Below are 21,102 nucleotides of genomic sequence, written 5' to 3'. Positions count from 1 at the left end.
GACAGTGCTGGATAAGCGATAGCTGAGGCGGTTGTGGAGTTTTTGTCGCTTCCTCCACTTCGTCACTACCAACGGGGGACTAAACTCCCCATCAGAGTGGTCAGAGGTAGTGGACGCCTAGAGTCGTGACTTTTAATAAATTGAATATATCACTCAAACTGTCTTGGTTAATGTCCAAGGCGGTTTGTGTTATGAGAATGATACGAATGACTAATGACAAAGGACAAATGACAATCCCCACTGTTAACTTTAATTTTTCCTGGTAAGCTATTTGTCATTTAAACGTTATAGCTAATAACGGCGAAATTATTGTAGTGCGAGCATCTTGCTCGCTACTAATACTTAACCCTCTTTTTGCTGTAAAAATTCCTGTAAATCCCTCTGCACCTGCTGATATAATTGCGGTGATTCTCCCTTTAACCCAATTAAACTATATAACTTCACCGTCCCCGTCCGCCCTCTTACTTCTTCTTCCCCCACTGACACCACCTCAACCTCATCTTTGACAACCTGATACAGAGAATCAGTAATCAAAATATCTGTGCCAAATTTCTTCGTTAACCCCTCTACCCGACTCGCCACATTCACCGCATCCCCAATCACCGCATATTCTCGACGACGCTGAGAACCAATATCCCCAGCAATCAATTCCCCATAATTAATTCCAATTCCATTAAATAACGGAATTCGTTCTTCCTGACGCCATTCCTCGCGCAACTGATGCAAGGCTTTTCGCATCCCTAATGCCGCACGAATGGCATTCATAGCATCGGTTTCTTCCCCCTCAGATACCGGACAGCCAAATTCTGCCATTACCGCATCCCCAATGAATTTATCCACGGTACCGCCAGCATCTAAAATCACCTCAACCATGTCATTGAGATATCGATTCAGTTGTCGCACTAATCGGACAGGTGAAATTTGGGAAGAGAGGGTGGTAAATCCGCGAATGTCGGAGAATAAAATAGCGGCTTTTAATTTACGTCCTTTGAGTAATTCCTGATAATCATCGTGCTGCTTGAGAATTTCTTGAACGACAGGTGCGGCGACATACCGTTCTAAGGTACTGCGGAAGCGACGTTTTTCAATTTGATCCCCAATGAAAAGTGCTGTAAAGTAGGAGAAACTATTGAGCGTCATCGCGATCGCAGGGACGGCAATGGGAAAAATCAGTTTGGCGCTGCTATAGCCTAAAAATGCTAGTCCTACCCAAACCACTGCCATCCCCAATCCCCAAAACAAGCTTGCCGCAGTACGTCGGGGCAGTTTATACAACAGGATAGCGGTTCCCCCAACCAGGACAAACACAAACAATCCCTCTAGCCATGGATTCGAGATAGCGACGGCAATTGAACGTCCTTCCATTAAGGTGGCGATCGCGTTAGCATGAAGCTCTATCCCTGGCATGTTTAACTGGATAGGTGTCGGCACAAAATCACCGATATTTTGCTCATCGGCTGTTGTGCCAATCAAGACAATTTTGTCTTTGAAGGTTTCTTCTCGTAAATGCACGTCCCATATATCTGATGCCAAAACCTGCCAAAAGGGAATGGTAGTAAAAACACCTTGATTCTGAGTTGGGGTTCCGTAGAAGAAAACCTGACTCCCTTTTGGCGGGGGATAGCTAACATTTGCCACGTCTAACGTCGCTTTAGCAAATGACGGAATCATTTCTAATCCCAACGGTTGCAGAATTTCTCGGCTGTATTCATGCCCCAGCCGATACACATTCCCATCCACCTCTGGGGGTAAAAAGTTGACTAAACCCAGTTGCACCGCATCTGGATAAAGTTCGGGTAACGGCTTATACAACTCAAACGTGGTAAAACCTTGGGGATCAATGGTATCTTCGTAGACAGCCGCTAGCACGATGCGATCGCTATATTTAGTTAATGCTTGTTTAAACGGCTGATCATCTTCAGCACCATACCCACTGGGAAGATCAAACAGTAAATCAAAGGACACTGACTTAGCACCCGCCGCCATTAACCGTTCAAGCACCTCAGCATAAGCGGTTCGCTTCCAGGGAAACGGTGGTGTTAACAAATCGACAACCAAGGCTTTATTCGGATCAATTGGATTGCGATAACGTTCTGATGCCGTCAACGATTGATCATCGATCGCTAAAATTACAATATCATCAGGAGGTGCAACGGGTCCGCGCAATTCAATGAACCACTTTTGGCTTTGGCGTTCCGCTAGCTGTACAGGCGTCCCCTGCCAAACCGTTACCAAAGCACCCAAAACCGTCCAGAATCCCATTAGCATCAAGCCAATCCGTTGCGGACGCCAAAACGGTTGGGAATGACTCCGGCGACGCCGTCGGATGCGTTTTCGTCGTTGTTTGTCCAGCCATTGCCACCAGTGATTCATCGCCTTGACTCCACCGCTTAAAAAGGATTGGGAATTGACGGCACATTGTCTCTCAATACATCGGGAATTTCTATTTGCGGAAACTGCTCATTCAAAACTTCTTCTAGTTTATCAATTCCCGGAATTTCAATATCAAACCCTTCAAACAAAGCCCCCGTAACAATTTTTTCAATTTCGTCTTTTGACAGGTCTATAACCGTCCCTAACACCCCCTCCGGACTAATATTAATCCCTTGACCTTGACGTAACAAAACGGGCTGAGGGTTCCACAAATTATACCGTTCGCTCAAGGCAACTTCTCCCTGTAAGACCTTCACTTGTGCTTGTTCATTTTCATCTAATTCCATCAAATAAACAGTTCCCCGCGTCACTGCGGTAATCGAACCTACACATCCTTGCGCCCCCGAAACGACACTTCTACCACTTCGCAGCCGCACACAGCGACTCCCCACCGTGAGTGCCGAATTTTGTCCAAGTCGCACCCCCGCATTGTTATTAAACAGCAAATTTACCCGTGCTTGTTTGGTACTCACTGTTTGTCCCAATGTAGCAACCGCATTAACTTTGGCGGGTTTGTTTTGGATATAAGCTTGATTTCCCCCTAAAATTTCCACAATTTTGGCTTGACTAATTCTTTGCGCCGATGCTGGTGGATTGTGCCATCCCAATGCCATGACGATTAACAAACCACTGATAAAACTGACTAAAGATTGCCATCTCAATGTGCTCCCTGGCATCAACGTCTTGGTTGACTCACCGTGATTCCCTCCTAATTTTACTCTCTGGGTTAAACTGAGAATCTGTTTCTTGAAATTAACCCAACTTCTCAGCCTAAGTTTATCGTTCATAGACGCTGATTAACGTTAATTTTTTGTCCAAACTCTATGATATCAAAGACTTAGACAGATCAAAGGCTTACCAATGACATAAGACCAACTAGGTTTCCGACGTTTCATTCACAACCCCTTGCACCACTAAAACGGAACAAGGAACATGGTGAACCACATGATTACTGACACTGCCTAAAAGCACTTCAGTTAAACCCCGACGACCTCGACGACCAATAACCACTAAATCAGCATCCCAACTATTCACCAAGTCTCGAATTGCACTCCCAGCATCTCCAATTTTACACGTCCATTCTGTTGCCACACCTTCATCTGTTGCCTTCTGGCAATAGCCAGCTAGCCATTTCTGAGTTTCATCCGTTTCCTTTCTCATTTTTTCTTGCATACGACGGGAGAAGTCAACCAATTCTCTCCCAAACATATCTCCATAAAAACCTACACCTTGGTTTTCTACAGGCAGGCAATGAAAGAGCATCAATGCTGCTTTTTCTTGTTTGGCTAGATCGAGGGCTTGGGTAAAGATTCCCTCAGTTTGAGGGGAATGGTCAAGGGCGACTAATATTCTTTTATAGGTCATCAGTGTTATCTCCTAATTTTTAAGTCACAGTTGTAAGTGTTGAGTGTTGATTGTTTATCCTTTGCTTCGCTAGTTGGACATAGTTTTGACCCTTGGCTTCGTTCAGGGAACCTAAGTTGTAGGGGCGGGTTTAGGGATTTTCGTTTCATTGTTGATGACAACGTTTATTCAAAACCCGCCCTGACTGCACCTAGAACCCAACGCTTAACTTAACTGGCGAACAAATTTCTCCAATCGATCCATACCCTTTTCAATGGATGGCATATCAGTAGCATAGGACAGACGGATACAGTTATCGACACCAAAGGCAATACCGGGAACTGTTGCGACTTTCTCAGCCTCTAAAAGGCGATTACAAAACTCCAGGGATTGGAGTCCAGTTTTGCTAATATCGGCAAAGACGTAGAACGCGCCATTGGGTTGAGAACAACGAATTCCCGGAATATTATTCAGGCGTTCGTATATGACTTGTCGGCGTTTAGCAAAAGCAAGGCGCATTTCTTCTACACAGTCTTGGGGATTTTCCAGGGCTGCGATCGCGCCATACTGGGCAAAGGTACAAACATTAGAGGTACTGTGGCTTTGAATTGTGGTAACTGCCTTAATTAAATCCACAGCACCCGCTAAATACCCCACACGCCAACCTGTCATCGAGTAGGCTTTGGCAAACCCATTACTGGTAATCGTGCGCTGAAAGATATCTGATCCAATAGCACCAATACTCAAATGTTGAGCGCCATCGTAAAGAATCTTTTCATAAATTTCATCCGAGACGACTAGAATATCCCGTTCCACAATCACTTGGGCGAGGGCTTTGAGTTCCTCTGGGGTATATACCATCCCTGTAGGGTTCGAGGGGGAATTGAGGATAAATAGCTTGGTTTGGGGCGTAATCGCCGCCTGGAGTTGCTCTGTGGTGATTTTATACCCCGTTGACGCATCCGTTTGCACAATGATCGGCGTACCCCCTGCCAGTTTGACCATTTCCGGATAGGAAAGCCAATAGGGGGCGGGAATAATCACGTCATCCCCCGGTTCAATCAGCGCTTGCATTAAACCAAACAGGGAATGTTTACCGCCATTGGTGACAATGATATTGTCCGGCTGGTACTCTAACCCATTATCTCGGCGCAGTTTATTCGCGATCGCTTGCCGTAATTTCGGTTCCCCAGCGGCGGGTCCATATTTGGTTTTCCCCTGATCTAGGGCTTGTTTCGCCGCCGCCTTAATATGAGCCGGGGTATCAAAATCGGGTTCCCCGGCGCTAAAACTACACACATCCAAGCCATCGGCTTTCATTGCCTTAGCTTTCGCGGAAATCGCTAGGGTGAGAGAGGGAGAGACTTGACCAACTCGTGCTGCTAACTGCATGTTTTCTCAACTTAAACGACTAGACGGTGTGTGAAAAGCACCTGAGAAAGTAGGGTAAGGGCAGGTGTGGGTTGTGGACGAAAGGTTCAAAGCATTATAGCGATGTCTCAACCCGCCCTTCCTCTGTGCAGACACCTTTTTCAACACGCTCTGAGGAAATATACTACTTGATCTCCGTCTAATTACCTATTTTTCATCCCTCCTCTAGATTAGTTATGGTCGTTCAACTTAAGAACGGGTAACTTGAGCTGATATGACATATATCGCTATAAAAACGCTCAAACTCTCAACAATTGAGTAAACAGGAGGATTTAAATTTGTTAACTTACGTTAATAAAAACTTACAAATTATATCTTTCCTAAACTGATGTATTTTTTTGCATGGTTTCAGCCACAACAACAGAGAACTTGAATTACTATTTTTATCAATATCAAGATATTGCTGTCAGTCGTGAGGATGGTTGTAGATGTTAGACGTAGAACGATACTACCGAGTCTTAGACCTAGACCCTAGTGCCTCACCCGAGGAAGTCCACCAAGGGTATCTAGACATGACGTGGGTATGGCACCCTGACCGTTTTGTGGGTCATCCCCGTCTACAACAGAAAGCCCAGTACAAGTTGCAAGAACTGAATGAAGCCCATGAATGTTTGCGTTATAAATCGGCGGCTAACGGTAGAAAAATGGGTCGTAAGTCAAAATACTCAGCCTCACCACCGTCAGCCCGTCATGCACCATCCCCAGGTTTATCCAAATCGCCAACCCAACGGAAGCCAGGAAAAAAGGCTCCGCCAACGGTTAACACGAGTAAACCACCGATTCATTTTAAAGCCAATCCCATTGATGATTGGTTAGATTAAAATTGGGGAATGTGGAAAGTTTTTCAGCTAACTATTAACACTCAATCAGCTCTGCAAAAGTGCAGCTTCTGGTTGATCGGTGAGTAACTCAATAATCTGATCGGTGTAGTTTTGAAACGCCGACAAACGCTTAATGTTCAGCCTACGCCCATCAGAATTATCAGATACGCGATCGCGAGGTAAATCAATCGTCAATTCCCCTTGAATTGTACCCGGTTGCGTCGTCAGCACATAGATGCGTTGGGAGAGAAACACCGCTTCCCCTACATCATGGGTAATCATCAAAATCGTTGTACCCGTTCGTTGCCATAATTGCAGCAGGAATTGCTGCATGGCTTCGCGGGTTTGCACATCCAACGCGCCAAAGGGTTCATCCAGGAGTAAGACTTTCGGTTGACAGGCTAACGCCCGCGCGATCGCGACCCGTTGTTTCATTCCCCCGGAGAGTTCTTTGGGTAGTGCTTTAGCAAACTTCGATAATCCCACAACTTCTAAATAATAGGATATCTGCTGCCGTCGTTGTGCTTTGGAGAGTCCCTGTAACTTTAAACCAAATCCCACATTATTGGCTACTGTCATCCAGGGATAGAGGGTATAACTTTGAAATACCATCCCTCGATCTGCACCGGGTCCAGTAACTCGCACGCCATCGACACAGATTTCACCTGCCGTTGGTTGATCCAACCCGGCAACTAGACGTAATAACGTTGATTTCCCTGAACCTGATGCACCAACTACACTCACAAATTCACCCGTTTCAATGTGCATATTGATATCTTTAAGGGCAACTGTGACATCCTTACGAGTGGAGAATTGTTTATAAAGTTGAGAAACAGTTAATTTTAGCTTTTTCATTTGTTGTTAGTTATTAGTTGTTTCAATCCTTAATCTATAGTCCATTTACAGGATACTCGCAGCAACAATCTAAATAATAAATCGAAGCTTAGACCAATTAATCCAATAACAATGAGTCCAGCAAAAATTTGATCGGTTCTCAGAAACCGCTGCGCCACACTAATCCGGCGTCCCAAGCCTTCAGTGGCTGCCACTAATTCTGCCACAATCACTAAATTCCAAGAGGCGGCAATGTTGACCCGACAAGCATCAATGATGCTGGGCAGAATAAAGGGGAAAATAACATTCAGTAAAACTTGATGGCGTTTTCCCCCTAACGTATAAGATGTTTCAATTAACTCCTTGGGGACAAACTTCACCGAATCCATAACCATCAGTGTATTAAAAAATAAGGTGCCGATGAAAATCAGCAAAATCTTCGGCGTTTCTCCAACACCAAAGTATAAAATGAGTAACGGAATAAAGGCTGGCGCAGGCATATACCGCACAATTCCAATAATCGGTTCCATTAGCGCCCGAATACTGGCAAAGGTTCCCATGAAAGTTCCCAAGGGAATCGAAATCAACGCGGCGAGGAGAAAACCACAGAGAACCCGAAATACACTTGCTACAATATCCTGGGGTAAATCGCCACTTGTCCAAAGTGACACAATCGCTTGCCAAACATTCTCTGGTGTCGGTAAAAACAGAGGCTCAACCCACCCCGAATGAGAAACTAGCCACCATAACCCAAACGGAATACCGATAGACAAAACCATCAATGTCCAGGTCAAGGATTTGGGAATATCTTCGGCAATGCGCCAAAATAGAGTAGGTTTAAGTGTTTGAGGAGAAGATTTTACCTCTCTTGTACACAAATTTTCAGGAGTCCGAGTCATTAGGGTTTACCAGAAACGATTGGCTGTGATTATCTACATTATCTTCTTAGGTCAATACACAACGGGTTCTTGTGGATAAACATTCACAATGAATGACGACAACCCCGATTGTGTATGAGAGCAAATCAGCCCCGAATAGATTTAGGTTTTCTGGTTCTCAGCATAGGCTTTGACAAAGCGATCATCTAAGAGTTGATCCAAATCAGGGGCTTGTTCAATCAAACCCGTTTCTAGCAGAAATTTACTAATTTCTTCAGCCGCATACGGAAGCGAGGTCATATCATTTCCTGGTTCAAACGCCGCTAAGTTATCCTCGATACTAAAAATAGTCGTTCCAGCATCGTATTCCTTATATTCCTCCACCGTAACTCCCGCTCGTTTGGCTAAAATCTGCAAAGATTTTTCCGAATTTTTATCCATAAAATCCAGCGTATTAAACCACGTATTGACTAAAGCTTGTACCGCTTCCGGGCGTTCCTCAACCATTTGCCGACTCACAACGAGATGATCAGGAATTGCACCGGGAAAGTCTTTTGAACTAAACAACTCTTTACTCCCAGGACGTTCTAATGCCCTGGTTGTAAACGGCGCAAATACACCCACAGCATCCACCTGTCCGGCAACAAAGGCGGCGGCGGCTGCCCCTGTTTCTAAGGGTTTGATTTCCACATCCTCTGGAGACAATCCAGCTTCTTCTAAACCCAATAGTAAAAGGAAATGATCAACTGTCCCCTCTTCTATTGCAATCGTTTTCCCGGCTAAATCCTTGACCTCATCAATCCCCTCACGAACAATAATTTTATCATTTCCGGTTGAATTATCATTCACCAAAACAATGACTTGATCTGAGCCAGCCGCAACAGAACTAATCGTGTCATTTAATGTTTGGGTATTGGCATCTAACTGACCTGCAGCTAGGGCATTAATTGAATCCAGATAGCCATCAAACCACTTCAAATCCACTTTCACATCATTGGCGGCAAAGAGTTGTTCTTCCTCAGCGATTTGCCAGGGAAACCAACCGGGCCACGCACTGAATCCCATCTGAACGGCTGGTGTTGAAGGGGATTCAGAGGTAGAGACATCAGTAGCAGGAGTACAGCTAACCGCAATCGTTAAACTGACAAAAAATAAGGTAAACCAGGTAACAATAGTTCGGATTTTCATAGTTTTAAACTCCACATTGAATACTTGATCGGGGCGGGTGTAGGGTGCGTTAGCGTTAGCGTAACGCACCATTTCAAAAGATAGTAGTGAAACCCGCCCCTACACACTCAAAACTTGCTTAGTTAACCCGAACTAAGCGTATTTCTGTACGCTGTTGACGAGGATCGGTCGGCGGAATGCCAGACAGGGGTTGATTAAAGCCTTTGCCTTCTGCGACAAAGTTATGCTTAAGACCACGATTTTTAAGATAGTCCACCACAACTTGGGCGCGTTGTTGACTCAAGGTTTGGTTCAGCGCTGCTGCCCCTGTTTTTGAGGTATGACCAATCACCCGCACGGCTAAAGTTTGGGGATTAAATTCTTGAATTTCAGTGGCTAACTGATTCAGGGTTTGTTGCCCTTGACTGGTTAATGTTGCTGAACCGACACCAAATTTAACTTCGCCTCGCACTTCTAAGTTGCCAATATCCGGTGCAGCGGTAATCTGTTGGGCAGAGACTTGCGGCACAGCAGCAACGGTTTCCCCCTTCCCAGAAAGTCGGTCTGCTAGTTCTGGGTTATCGGCACGCACTAAGCTAATTAAAGTTTCGGTATTATTGGCGGCTTTGGTGAGAAACTGAGATGAAAATAAGCTCTGGGGGGCTTGCGGAACATCATTTAATCGACCCGCTAAAACTAATACAGCGGCGGTGGAACCAATCCGTTTTTCTAGGATATTATCACTCATCCATTGCTGGGCTTCAGAGGCAGTAAAAAAGTCAATTCCCTGTAAAACGGCACTAGCTTCACTAGAAGACAATTCCCCATCTTCCGCGATTTGAGTTTTGAGTTGGGAGGGTTCGCGAACATTTACATCAATCCGGCGATAGTAGGCTTCCAGTAATTCTGAAATTTTCTCAGGTTGAGATTCCATCAAACGATTGGATGCCACAATCACATCCACAATCGCTTGGGGTGCATCCTGACTGGATAAAACGACAGTATGCCCTTGTTTTTTGGCTTGGGTGACATAGGGTTCCCAAATCACCGCCACCGCCACATTCTGATTGGGATCTTGTAAAAGTTGCCACGCCTCAGACGCATCAGCGACTTTTTCGACTTGAAAATCAGCCAGCTTAAACGCCTCAAACTTGGTACTCAACACCAGCGCCAGGTACTCACTGGGGGTATCGCCCGCAAAGGTGAGGGTTAACTGTCGTCCTTGCGATCGCTCTTGCTCAACTAATTGCTTAAGATCTAAGAGTGACTTCAGGTTTGGATATTTCTTCGTATTCAGCACAACGGCATCAGCGCCTACCGTGCGGTCAATCAAGCCAATAATTTGTCCTTCGGGTTGTTGTTGCAGGAACTGATCTAATGTCGTGACTAATAAATCTGCTTTTCCCTGATTCAATAATTCAGCCCGTTTAGCTTGATCAAACTCATCTTGATAGCGCAGTTTCAGCCCAACCTCTTCTAATGCCTCTTGAAACGGCTGACTACGAAACGTGCTATAGCCGCTGAATGTATCTCCCAGAATCCTCAGTTCACCTTTGGCAGCTTTGGTTTGAGTCTGACTGGACAGATTAGGAACTAGATCAGGTGCAGCCTTACTCAACACCCACAGACCCCCTCCAATCAGACCCAAGGTAGCGGCTAAAGCTAAAATCAATACTAGCGGATTATCGCGTTTACTCATAACCTATAATCGACCTATTCTATTTCACTATGCTAGCGGTTGATTTATTGTACTTTATGTAACATTTTTGCGCGGGTTTCTGTAAAGCTATGGTTTTTACAGATGTCACCGCATCCAGGAATCAACCCAGACGCCGTAGGTCTATTCTCACTCACGCTCTCAACCCCCATTGTTTTTTTAGTGGACATCTGCCAGTTTCTCTCTAAATTTTGGCAGATTCAATGGGAAGAAGTCAGGAATAAAGCACGGATTAGCTCGGAATAAGTCAGGATCTTACTCAAGATGGCTCAAGTCAATTCAGATCAATGTCACGCGGCTTAATCCCAAATCTGTTGAGCAACAAAGGCTTATTTCTGTGACATTCAGATTAAGATAGTTCTACGCTCATTGGAGAATTTTTTCATGAATGCCTATTTCGCTTTAATTATTTCGATTATGATTGGTATCGGTGGGCAACTAAGCCTTAAAGCTGGCGCGATGCAGGGTATTGGCAATAAGCTTTTCTTTCTTCAGCCCTACATTATTGTGGGATTGTCGTCTTATTTCTGTGCTTCCCTTTTCTACATCTTTGCCCTTCGGGAAATCCCTGTTTCTGTAGCGTTTCCCAGCGTTTCAATTAGTTATGTAGCGGTGGCTTTTTTGGCTCATTTAATTTGGGGAGAACCCTTTGGCATCAGACAGGTTCTCGCCCTAGGGTTGATTGGTCTGGGAATATACACCTTATCCCAAAAGTGAATTAATCTGGAAAAATCATTAAAGTCGCACCCAAAGAGCATCACATTGAGTATTTTCGGACTTTTGGCATCAGTTGTAGTCATTAATTGTGAATACCCAGAAGAGACATTAAACATGTCCCTAATTACCTGTTCCCCAATCACCAAAAACCTAGATGTAACCCTTTTGGGTGCGAAATACCATTAAATATCGCTTTCGCTCAATTCACGAGTCATGTAGTCGAATGGCTGATCCACAAATGCCGTACTTGCAACTCCAGTGGCGGCGACTTGTTCTTTCAGGATATCTTTCATAATTTGGATACCACGAACAGTTGGACCAATTGGAACCCCCAAGGAATTATAGGTTTCCCGTAACCCTTGCAAGACTCGTTCGTCTAGGACATCCATACTCCCAGCAACCAGTGCATAACTGGCATAGCGAAGATAATAGTCCATATCCCGCAGACAAGCAGCATAGCGACGAGTCGTGTAAGCATTACCACCCGGACGAATTAGTTCCGGGACGTCTTCAAAGAGTTGCGATCCTGCCTGCTTGACAATTGAGGCTGCATTAGCATTGACCACAGAAGCAGCCGTGATTCGAGCTGTACCACTGTCAAAGTAAGATTTGAGTAAATCGATCGCATCGCGATCAAGGTAACGACCGCTAATATCGTAGTTTCTAATCAGGCTTGTAATCGCATCCCGCATGAGTCGGCTCTCCCAATCTATATATCTTTATCTATTTATATTGCCAGTTATTGCGACGCTCTCATCAAAAGTCTCTGGAATGAGAATTCCTGCACCATTCTTGAACACATAAGCTGGACTGCCCAACTATTGCTCCCAAAGCAACTTGGCTTATCTAGACTAGAATACGTCATTGTTGAGCGGATTGACAAATAGGGGACGGGCAATCCTTAGCATTTTGTAATATTTAATACAATTTAATCTTTTTCTTAGGATATCAAGGATCAGGAAATGAGATTCTGTAACTTTGGATACAAAAGCTGCCTCTGCCTCTCCCTAGGATGAGTCAGATGAACAGGAGACAGGTTTCAAGCCCAATCAGGTTGTTGAGGTAAACCTGAGATAGTACGATAACGGCTCCCCGGCTTAGGGAGAAAGCTCGCACCAAACTGTATCTTGTCTCGTTTCTCACACGTAGGAGGCAAGCTGATCGGGTCTACCCGTGTTTCCATCTCCTGCTATTATCAACCGTATCGTTTCCTCATCTCATGTCTAGTTGGTTTGTGCGACACTTGATTCCTAAGTTCCCCCGTCGTCCTAAGCGTCAGGTTTAGGACAGACACCACCGTCTGTCGAGGTCGGTGAGAACTTCAACTGCCCCACCGTTATTTGAACTTTTCTAAACAATAGTCCACTTGACAAAAGGAGTCATTCATGCCAGAAACGCCACAAGAAGTCTTGAAAATGATTCAAGATCAAGACATTAAGATTATTGACCTCAAATTCATTGATATGCCAGGAATCTGGCAGCACTGCTCGTTTTACTACGATCAAATTGACGAAAGTGCTTTTGAAGATGGGGTAGCCTTCGACGGGTCAAGTATTCGCGGTTGGAAAGCCATTAACGAATCCGACATGGCAATGGTGCCCGATCCGAAAACGGCTTGGATCGACCCATTCATGAAAGAAAAAACCTTGAGCATGATCTGCTCGATTAAAGAACCCCGCACGGGTGAATGGTACGACCGTGATCCCCGCACTATAGCGCAGAAGGCATTAGACTTTTTGAAGTCTACAGGACTTGGGGATATTGCCTTCTTCGGTCCAGAAGCCGAGTTCTTTATCTTCGACGATGTTCGCTTTGATCAAACGGAGAGCAAAGGGTTCTACTACGTAGACAGCGTTGAAGGGCGTTGGAATTCAGGACGGGAAGAAGCTGGTGGTAACCTGGGATATAAACCGCGTTACAAAGAAGGATATTTCCCCGTCTCGCCTACGGATACGATGCAAGACATGCGTACCGAAATGCTGCTCACCATGGCTCAATGTGGTGTGCCAATTGAAAAGCATCACCACGAAGTTGCTTCAGGGGGACAGAATGAACTCGGTGTCCGTTTTGCACCAATCGTTGAAGCCGGTGACTTCTTGATGGTGTACAAATATGTGATTAAAAACGTTGCCAAGAAGTATGGCAAAACTGCTACCTTTATGCCCAAGCCAATATTTAACGATAATGGTTCTGGGATGCACACTCACCAGTCTATCTGGAAAGAGGGGAAACCCCTGTTCTTTGGCGATGGCTACGCTGGGTTGAGCAAGATGGCGCTGCATTACATTGGTGGTTTACTCAGACACGCGCCTGCTTTATTAGCCCTCACCAACCCAACAACAAACTCCTACAAGCGCTTGGTTCCAGGGTTTGAAGCACCTGTAAACTTGGCTTACTCCCAAGGAAACCGTTCCGCCTCCATCCGGATTCCTCTCTCTGGTGACAATCCCAAGGCGAAGCGGATGGAATTCCGTTGTCCTGATGCAACCTGTAATCCCTATATTGCTTTTGCTGCAATGTTGTGTGCAGGTTTGGATGGAATTAAGAATGAAATTGAGCCGGGCGAACCGTTGGATGTGGATATCTATGACCTCTCACCCGAGGAATTGAGCAAAATTCCGTCAACTCCTGGTTCTCTGGAAGCGGCTTTAGAGCATTTAGAGAAGGATCATACCTTCTTGACCAGTACAGGGGTATTCACCGAAGACTTTGTAGACAACTGGATTGCCTACAAACTCGACAATGAGATCAACCCGATGCGGTTGCGTCCTCATCCCTATGAGTTTTCCCTCTACTACGATGTCTAGTCTCAGCGTTTAGCACAAAATAACTAAAAAAGCCATCCTGACAGGGTGGCTTTTTTTCTGCCTACATCTCCCCTCAACTCTAGGTTTGACTCTTTAAACTTTTCTAAATTTTTAGTTACAATAATTTACAAATGACAATCAGGTAACAACAAGCTTGATGACTCTTATGGCTGATACTTTGACAAAACTGGCATATCAAACATTCCAGCAAGGAAAAGCGGCTTTTGCGCTGGTACACAAAAACACAGCATCACAACTACGGAATCTGATTAATCCCCCAATCAATGAGCTTATAGCCAAACCCCTCTCTCCAGAAACCCTGCAACTACTTCGGCAAAGGCTTGATCAGATTCTGGAAACCGATTGGCAGGACGTGGAGCGGGGCGTGTATCCTGAAAGCCTGCTGTTTGATAACCATTGGGAAGACTTCTTTCGCTACTATCCAGAGATTTGCCTGGATTTACTGAACATCTGGGAGAGGGTTAATCAGAATAAATATCAGGAGTTCTCGCCAGAGATTGATATCGAAAATTATCCGAACTACTATCGGCGCAACTTCCATTACCAAACCGATGGCTACTTGAGTGATACCTCAGCCAACCTGTATGATTTGCAGGTCGAACTTCTGTTCAATGGTGCAGCTGATCCGATGCGACGGCGCGTACTTGCACCGTTAAAGGAAGGACTCAAAGCCTTTGATACAGTGCCTCCTCAACAAATTAGAGTTCTCGATGTCGCCTGTGGAACGGGTCGGACTCTGAGAATGATTCGGGCAAGTTTGCCAAAAGCGTCTCTATTTGGCACAGATTTATCCCCAGCTTATTTGCGTAAAGCCAATCAACTCTTATCGGAGATTCCGGGAGAATTACCCCAACTGATGCAGGCGAAGGCGGAGGAACTGCCGTATCGAGATAATTATTTCCACGGTATCACTTGTGTGTTTCTCTTCCACGAACTACCACCGTCTATACGTCAGCGCATCATTAATCAATGTTTCCGTGTGATTCAACCGGGAGGCGTGTTTGTCATCGGTGACTCAATTCAGGCGATTGATTTTCCCCAATTCATGCCCATGATGGAAAACTTCCCTGCGATATTCCACGAACCGTACTACAGACACTATATTACCGATGATTTAGTCAAACGCCTCACTCAGGCGGGTTTTGAGGCAATTACAACTCAAAACCACTTTATGAGCAAGTATTGGATTGCTCATAAGCCTGAAGACGCTACGGTGTAAACCTTTCTCGGCAATTAAGATATTAAGATCCCCAACTTCTTGAAGAAGTCGGGGATCTGGATTTTCGGGTGTTCTGCCGTGAAGTTCACTATTTTATGGATCGATCTCGATAAAATAAGCTTGAGGGATATTCCTGTATCCAGAACACCAAATCTTGGGATTATGGCGTGAGATGAATTGCCGGATTAGGCAAATACCACGCCTTGTGTTATATACAATTGTCAACTCCTATAGAGAAACCTTTATGACCACTAAAAAATCGAATCCAGAAACGGTATCTACAGAAGGCTTGTCAACCGAGGAGATTGTTTCCACGGAGTTCATCCAAGACCAGACTACCGTCAACTATGTAGAAACCATCGAAACAGTCATCTCTAGCCTGGAGCAAGATGACAGCGCTATGGTAAGCCATAACGATGAAGGCTATCTCTGGAAGTTTAAGTATGGTAGTGTAGAAGTCTTTGTCCAGCTAACGGGTTCTACAGACGAGGATACATTCACCGTTTGGTCTTCGGTGCTGAACCTCCCGGCAGAAAAAGAAGCCGAATTGATGCGTAGGCTTCTGGAAATGAACTGGTCAGATACCTTTGAATCCCGTTTTGGGATTGTGGATGATCAAGTGGTGGTGTTATCATCGCGCACGGTGGCTGAACTATCGCCGGGAGAAATTTCTCGGGCGATTACCATTGTTGCCACTATTGCTGATGATAATGATGAAGCGTTACAAGAAGAGTTTGGCGCGACTTGAGCAAAATTCCGCCGCGCATCCTACGCTTGACCCTATCGGGTACAAGCGGTAGTTAGCGGCGGGAGCATGTCAATCTCCTTATCGTAGCTGGTGAAAATTTTATTTATCGAAGATAACGGCTTGAATCGGGAAGCAATTAGTGAATATCTTGAGTTGCATGGGTATGAAGTTTGTGCTAGACCCGATGGCGCTAATTTTTTAGAGGTGGTGAGAGAATTTAAACCTGATTTAATTTTACTGGATCTCAAGTTACCGGAGATTGATGGCTTTACCTTGATGGAACAACTGCGACAATCCCAATCTTTACAAATTCCGGTGGTCATTCTTTCAGCACTTTCCTTTAACTCAGATAAACAGCGAGCATTTGAACTGGGGGCTTGCCATTTTTTGGTGAAACCGACGATGGTGCAGGATATTAGGCGTGCGATTCAGGCGGAATTGAAATAATAATGGGTACGTCTATTTTCTGGTAGGGGCGGGTTTAGCCATTTAATTTAGATACTCACCAACTAAATGAACAACAAAACCCGCCCTCTTCACCCACAACTGGTGTTCTATTCCGACTCGGATTGGCGTTGCTGTTGAATGAACTCCTCAATAATCCGGGTAAGGTTATTCACCGATTCTCCAATTTGAGTGAGTCGGGTTTCAGTTTGAGATAGTCCGAGTAGGGTGTTTTGGAGTTGGTTGCCTAAGATGTCGATCGCGTCTCGATACTCTCTCTCTAATTCTTCCAGAGTCATGGTAGAACCTCAACGATTGATTGAGTTCCAGTCTGGATGCTCAATGTTAGCGATCGCGTCTATTCTATGTTCAATTTGTGTTCATGAACAGGGCGATCGCGAGTAAGTTGCTCAGATTAGTCAATCGCTCTATTGTCGGCTGATCCCAATGGCGTGGGGTTATGCATTGATGGACACACAGCCCCCCTAATCGTTGACCGTGACTGATTAGGGGTACAATTAAAACGGCTTTGGCTTTTAAGGGAGTCAGTTGCGCGATCGCAACATCTGAGAGTTCGGTTTGCTCAATATCCTCAATCGCGACAATTTGCCCTTGTTGGTACACTGTCTTATAGTCTTCCTCTAAACCTGGATCAGCAAGGCAAAGTTCTAGCACCGAGGGATATCCGGGGGCGACGGATTCCACAATCGATTGATCGCCTAAGGTATAAAGGATGACTCGTTCAACGTCTAACTGAACTCGCAGCTTCGCCACTGTGAAATCCAGCAGGGTTAACACAGGAGTAGACTTACACAAGCGCTGGAGAATCTCTGCCAATAAAGCGTTCCACTGGTGTAAACGCTGTAATTGCTGGGTGGCTTGTTCCGCCTGTGTCAAAGCTTGAGCCGCCGTCAAGAGACGCCGTACTCGTTGGGAGAGAACCGCCCAATAGATGGGTTTGGTGACATAATCCGTTGCACCTACTTCAAAAGCCCGATCCACGGACTCTTGATCATCCAAAACCGTAATCATTAAAATCGGGATGCGATCGCCTCCTGGTAGAGAACGCAAACGCTGACAGCAGGTAAAGCCATCCAATCCCGGCATAACTGCATCCAACAATACCATGTCTGGCTGATAATGCAGATATTCGCTCAGACACTGCTCCCCATCCTTCGCTTCCACAACGCCATATCCTTCTTCTGTCATCGCTAAATTGAGTAATGAGCGCATCGAACGATCATCATCAACGACGAGGATTAAAGGTTGATCGGGCTGAAAATCCATGGTAGGAGGGTAGAAGGGTCGGTGCAAGAATTATTTTGCTGTAGGGGCTTGGTTACCAAGCCCCTACTGATTAAGAAATGGGGATTGGGGATTTTGACATCTGTTTAATTAAAGCAGTTTTCACCTTCTCATACTCTACCTTTACCTGAACCAGTTGCTCCGCAGGGACTTCACTCATACCCGCACTTGCCAAGTTTTCCAACTCCTTGCAGAGATGGGAAAGAGTGACAGCACCCAGATTCGCACTACTCGAACGGAGACTATGAGCCGCCTGTCTTAGAGCCTCTGCATCTTGGATTGCGATCGCGGATTGAATGGCTTGAAGTCGTTCGGGTGCATCTTCTAAATAGTCCCCCACAATTTTATCCAAGACAACCTTGGCTTTTGCTCCCGCTAATTTCTCTAAGGATTGCCATATCTTAGGATCTAATACCTCCGACTCCGGATCAAGCAACCTTGGCGACGCCGGAAAAACACCTGCGCCCTCATCTCCATGTAACCCCTGATGACTATCCGATACCTTCTGCAACGCCTGAACCAGTTTTGGCAACTCAATCGGTTTCGTAATATAATCATCCATCCCCGCCGCCAAGCACTGTTCTCGATCCCCCCGCCGAGCATAAGCCGTAAGTGCAATAATCCGGGGGCGTTCGTGAATAGACCACTGCTCACAGATCTGACGAGTCGCGGTTAAACCATCCATTTCTGGCATTTCCACATCCATAAATACGACATCATAAGACTGACTCTGCAAAGCCTGTAATGCCTCTGCACCGTTACTCACGACATCAGTCTGATAGCCCAGTTTCTTGAGCAAAAGGAGGGCAAATTTCTGATTCACCCGATCGTCTTCCGCTAGCAATATCCGTGTTTTATGGGTTTTTGTTAAAGGCGTGGTTTGCATTGTGTTCTGTCTATTAGGCTGGATTATTCCTCTCTTTATTGTGTAGGTAAGGAGGCTATTTAGACCTACGCCAGATTGCCGAATTTTTCATGCTAAATCGACGTAATTTTTGTTTACATTTGTCTGGAGCAGGCGAGTGAGCTTTTCTGGGCGACTGACTGAGAGTATAATTCTCTGTGTGCGTTGCCACATCACCCTAAATTATTGATTTAAATCACTGCTTTTTTTGAGAATTTTTGCTAACCCAAAAAGTAGCAGTAAGCTTCCCTCCTGAAGGGGTGACGACGCCAGGAAATAAATTGCCGGAATCAACGCTCAAGTAAGAATCGAGCTTACTGGGTAAGTTTTTGAACCCGTTTTAACGGGTTTTAGCTTTTAGCCCAAACTTTAGTTCAGGGCTTAATTCTTAGTCGATTATTCAGCGTCTAATCAATATCCAGAAGATGCGGACGTTTTGTAGCTTATGTTACTGCGGCTAGGGGCATAAGCCTAGTTTGCCAAAACTCTCTCTTAGAGAAGAGGTGATATTCAAACTCCTGAGTAACTTTAAAAGTAAGACCTTCTATTGTCGTCACCGTCAGGTTTCCATGCCTTCAGAAAACACTACCGCCACTCCTGAGAATACTCATGTTGATAATGGCAATCAGCAACAGAGACAGGATAGCCAAGCAACTGCCAAAAAACCACCCCAACACCCCGAAGCTGACCAAGACGATTTCAATGGGAAAAAATCCCCCCAGTCTTCTCGGCTCAAAACCAAGTTAAAAAAAGCATGGTGGCTGATTCCCCTGGTGGGGTTAGTGCTGGCAATTGGTGGTGTATCGGTGATGCGCCTGTCGCCTAAGGAAGAAGAAGCCGCAACCACAACTCAAACCTCCCCCCTACCCGTGCGGGTTACCCCAGCCCAATTAGAATCGATTCGCGCCTGGGTATCCAGTGAAGGGAATGTCCGGGCGACTCGATTTAAACATCTAACCTTTGACATAGCGGGTGATGTCACCTACATCGCCAACCGGGAAGGGGGGCGACGATTACGAGAAGGCGATCGCGTACAAAAAGGGGAACTGCTTGCCCGAATTGATGATCGGGAACTCCAAGCCCAGGTGAGCCAAGCACAAGCGGCTGTCGCCGAGGCACAAGAACAGAAAAGCGTCGCCGCCGCTAATCTCGCCCAAGCCCAGGCACAAGTCGCCCAGGCGCGTTCTCAAGTTCAGCAAGCCCAGGCACAATTAGCCAAGGCGCGATCCAATCGGGATTTGGCGCAAAGTCAACTCGAACGCTATCGACTCCTTTATAACCAAGGCGTGATTCCCGCCAGTGAATTTGATACCCGCCAGAATACACTACAAGACGCCCAAGCCCAAATTCAAGCCGCCCAAGCCCAAGTTCAAGCCGCCCAAGATCAAGTTCAAGCTGCCCAAGCCCAAGTTCAAGCCGCCAGAGAACAGGTGGAAGCCGCCGAAACGGGCATTACCACGGCTCGCGCCCAACTGACTCAGGCGAAGGTTGACCTAGAAGGGACGCGACTTTACGCCCCGTTTGATGGTGTTGTTGCCTATCTGAATATTCGCGAAAACGAATATTATACTCCTCAACTCGTCTCCACCCAACTGGCAGGAGAGTATCAAGGTATTTTAGAGCGAGTACCGATTGTCGTCATCGATCCCAGCCAATTTGAAGTCATTGCCGACTTCCCCGCCTCCAGTGGACAGCGGATTCGTCCCGGTCAACCTGCCTACATTGTCTCAGAACTGGAGCGCTCCGGTGAACGTCCCAACCAAACCATCATTGAAAGGGCGCGTGCGAAAGGAGAAGTATTTGCCGTCAACCCCGCCGTTAGTCCAGGGGGGCGATCGATTCAAGTCACCATTCGGATTACGGACGCCACAACCAACCTACAACATGGAGAACAAGTTTCAGCTTGGATTGCTGTGGAAGACGAGGACAATACAGTTGTCGCTCCCTTAGATGCCTTTGTTTATCGTGATCAAGACCCCTATGTCTTTGTCGTCAATCCCGAAGAAGGAGTGGTGGATCAGCGTCAAATTGTACCCGGAATTACAGGCATTCAGCGGCGAGAAATTGAGAGCGGTGTTTCCCCCGGAGAACTGTTAGTCACTGAAGGACAAAATCGTTTAGTAGATGGCACACCTGTCGAGATTATTGAACGCAATTAATAGGGATGATGGGGGAGATGGGGAAGCTGGGGGAGCTGGGGGAGCTGGGGGAGCAGAGGGAGCTGGGGGAGCTGGGGGAGCAGAGGGAGCTGGGGGAGCTGGGGGAGCAGAGGGAGCAAATGACAAATGACCAATGACAAATAACCAATGACC

General features: G+C 45.9%; 20 protein-coding genes. 8 read left to right on the top strand and 12 right to left on the bottom strand.

Annotation, left to right across the window (positions count from 1 at the left end):
- Positions 1-342: 342 nt before the first annotated feature.
- The 4 genes from RIC07_RS32265 to RIC07_RS32250 form a co-directional block, all read right to left on the bottom strand.
- The gene (locus RIC07_RS32265) at positions 343-2,373 is read right to left on the bottom strand and encodes a CHASE2 domain-containing protein (RefSeq protein ID WP_446398091.1); all 2,031 of its coding nucleotides are present in this window, start codon (positions 2,371-2,373) and stop codon (positions 343-345) included.
- A gap of 17 nt (positions 2,374-2,390) precedes the next feature.
- Complete coding sequence (locus RIC07_RS32260) at positions 2,391-3,221, bottom strand: hypothetical protein (RefSeq protein ID WP_446398090.1); 831 nt, start codon at positions 3,219-3,221, stop codon at positions 2,391-2,393.
- 88 nt (positions 3,222-3,309) lie between these two features.
- Positions 3,310-3,798 (bottom strand): universal stress protein, encoded by a 489-nt coding sequence (locus RIC07_RS32255; protein ID WP_446398089.1) that lies wholly within the window; start codon positions 3,796-3,798, stop codon positions 3,310-3,312.
- Between the two features lie 204 nt (positions 3,799-4,002).
- A complete protein-coding gene (locus RIC07_RS32250; protein ID WP_446398088.1) occupies positions 4,003-5,169 on the bottom strand; it encodes a pyridoxal phosphate-dependent aminotransferase in 1,167 nt (388 codons plus the stop codon).
- A gap of 467 nt (positions 5,170-5,636) precedes the next feature.
- On the opposite strand from RIC07_RS32250, the gene RIC07_RS32245 reads away from it, so the two are divergent.
- On the top strand, positions 5,637-6,029 hold the full coding sequence (locus RIC07_RS32245) for a J domain-containing protein (RefSeq protein ID WP_446398087.1): 393 nt from the start codon (positions 5,637-5,639) through the stop codon (positions 6,027-6,029).
- Between the two features lie 45 nt (positions 6,030-6,074).
- On the opposite strand, the gene RIC07_RS32240 is transcribed toward RIC07_RS32245, so the two are convergent.
- The 4 genes from RIC07_RS32240 to RIC07_RS32225 all read right to left on the bottom strand — a co-directional run bounded on the left by RIC07_RS32240 (position 6,075) and on the right by RIC07_RS32225 (position 10,607).
- On the bottom strand, positions 6,075-6,884 hold the full coding sequence (locus RIC07_RS32240; RefSeq protein WP_446398086.1) for an ABC transporter ATP-binding protein: 810 nt from the start codon (positions 6,882-6,884) through the stop codon (positions 6,075-6,077).
- 29 nt (positions 6,885-6,913) lie between these two features.
- A complete protein-coding gene (locus RIC07_RS32235; protein WP_446398085.1) occupies positions 6,914-7,762 on the bottom strand; it encodes an ABC transporter permease in 849 nt (282 codons plus the stop codon).
- Positions 7,763-7,903: 141 nt separating this feature from the next.
- Positions 7,904-8,929, bottom strand: coding sequence for an ABC transporter substrate-binding protein (locus RIC07_RS32230; protein WP_446398084.1), 1,026 nt, complete (start codon positions 8,927-8,929; stop codon positions 7,904-7,906).
- Positions 8,930-9,047: 118 nt separating this feature from the next.
- Positions 9,048-10,607 (bottom strand): OmpA family protein, encoded by a 1,560-nt coding sequence (locus RIC07_RS32225; RefSeq protein WP_446398083.1) that lies wholly within the window; start codon positions 10,605-10,607, stop codon positions 9,048-9,050.
- Positions 10,608-10,967: 360 nt separating this feature from the next.
- Here RIC07_RS32225 and RIC07_RS32220 point away from each other — a divergent pair, with 360 nt between their 5' ends.
- Positions 10,968-11,342, top strand: coding sequence for an EamA family transporter (locus tag RIC07_RS32220; RefSeq protein WP_446398092.1), 375 nt, complete (start codon positions 10,968-10,970; stop codon positions 11,340-11,342).
- Positions 11,343-11,524: 182 nt separating this feature from the next.
- Here RIC07_RS32220 and apcB read toward each other — a convergent pair whose 3' ends face one another.
- On the bottom strand, positions 11,525-12,034 hold the full coding sequence (gene apcB, locus RIC07_RS32215; protein ID WP_446398082.1) for an allophycocyanin subunit beta: 510 nt from the start codon (positions 12,032-12,034) through the stop codon (positions 11,525-11,527).
- A 693-nt stretch (positions 12,035-12,727) separates the two neighbouring features.
- Here apcB and glnA point away from each other — a divergent pair.
- The 4 genes from glnA to RIC07_RS32195 all read left to right on the top strand — a co-directional run bounded on the left by glnA (position 12,728) and on the right by RIC07_RS32195 (position 16,584).
- Positions 12,728-14,149 carry a type I glutamate--ammonia ligase gene (gene glnA / locus RIC07_RS32210; RefSeq protein ID WP_446398081.1) on the top strand — a complete coding sequence of 474 codons (1,422 nt, stop codon included), beginning with the start codon at positions 12,728-12,730 and terminating at the stop codon, positions 14,147-14,149.
- 166 nt (positions 14,150-14,315) lie between these two features.
- Positions 14,316-15,389 (top strand): class I SAM-dependent methyltransferase, encoded by a 1,074-nt coding sequence (locus RIC07_RS32205; protein ID WP_446398080.1) that lies wholly within the window; start codon positions 14,316-14,318, stop codon positions 15,387-15,389.
- A gap of 244 nt (positions 15,390-15,633) precedes the next feature.
- Positions 15,634-16,137 (top strand): YbjN domain-containing protein, encoded by a 504-nt coding sequence (locus RIC07_RS32200; protein ID WP_446398079.1) that lies wholly within the window; start codon positions 15,634-15,636, stop codon positions 16,135-16,137.
- 90 nt (positions 16,138-16,227) lie between these two features.
- A complete protein-coding gene (locus RIC07_RS32195; RefSeq protein ID WP_446398078.1) occupies positions 16,228-16,584 on the top strand; it encodes a response regulator in 357 nt (118 codons plus the stop codon).
- Positions 16,585-16,691: 107 nt separating this feature from the next.
- On the opposite strand, the gene RIC07_RS32190 is transcribed toward RIC07_RS32195, so the two are convergent.
- The 3 genes from RIC07_RS32190 to RIC07_RS32180 form a co-directional block, all read right to left on the bottom strand.
- On the bottom strand, positions 16,692-16,880 hold the full coding sequence (locus RIC07_RS32190; RefSeq protein ID WP_006097802.1) for a hypothetical protein: 189 nt from the start codon (positions 16,878-16,880) through the stop codon (positions 16,692-16,694).
- Positions 16,881-16,950: 70 nt separating this feature from the next.
- Positions 16,951-17,868 (bottom strand): response regulator, encoded by a 918-nt coding sequence (locus RIC07_RS32185; protein ID WP_446398077.1) that lies wholly within the window; start codon positions 17,866-17,868, stop codon positions 16,951-16,953.
- Positions 17,869-17,938: 70 nt separating this feature from the next.
- Positions 17,939-18,772, bottom strand: a complete 834-nt coding sequence (locus RIC07_RS32180) for a response regulator (protein WP_446398076.1) — start codon at positions 18,770-18,772, stop codon at positions 17,939-17,941.
- A 587-nt stretch (positions 18,773-19,359) separates the two neighbouring features.
- Here RIC07_RS32180 and RIC07_RS32175 point away from each other — a divergent pair.
- Both RIC07_RS32175 and RIC07_RS32170 read left to right on the top strand, forming a co-directional pair.
- Positions 19,360-20,949 (top strand): efflux RND transporter periplasmic adaptor subunit, encoded by a 1,590-nt coding sequence (locus tag RIC07_RS32175; RefSeq protein ID WP_446398075.1) that lies wholly within the window; start codon positions 19,360-19,362, stop codon positions 20,947-20,949.
- Entirely contained in the window at positions 20,936-21,079 is a 144-nt protein-coding gene (locus RIC07_RS32170) for a hypothetical protein (RefSeq protein ID WP_446398074.1), read from the top strand. Before RIC07_RS32175 ends, RIC07_RS32170 begins: the two co-directional genes overlap by 14 nt.
- The last annotated feature ends 23 nt before the right edge of the window (positions 21,080-21,102 follow it).

Origin of the sequence: Coleofasciculus sp. E1-EBD-02 (genome assembly GCF_040218245.1) — a bacterium.
GTDB lineage: Bacteria > Cyanobacteriota > Cyanobacteriia > Cyanobacteriales > Coleofasciculaceae > Coleofasciculus.
The sequence above is the reverse complement of the archived record's forward strand: the minus strand, read 5'-3'. Positions and strand labels throughout refer to the sequence as shown.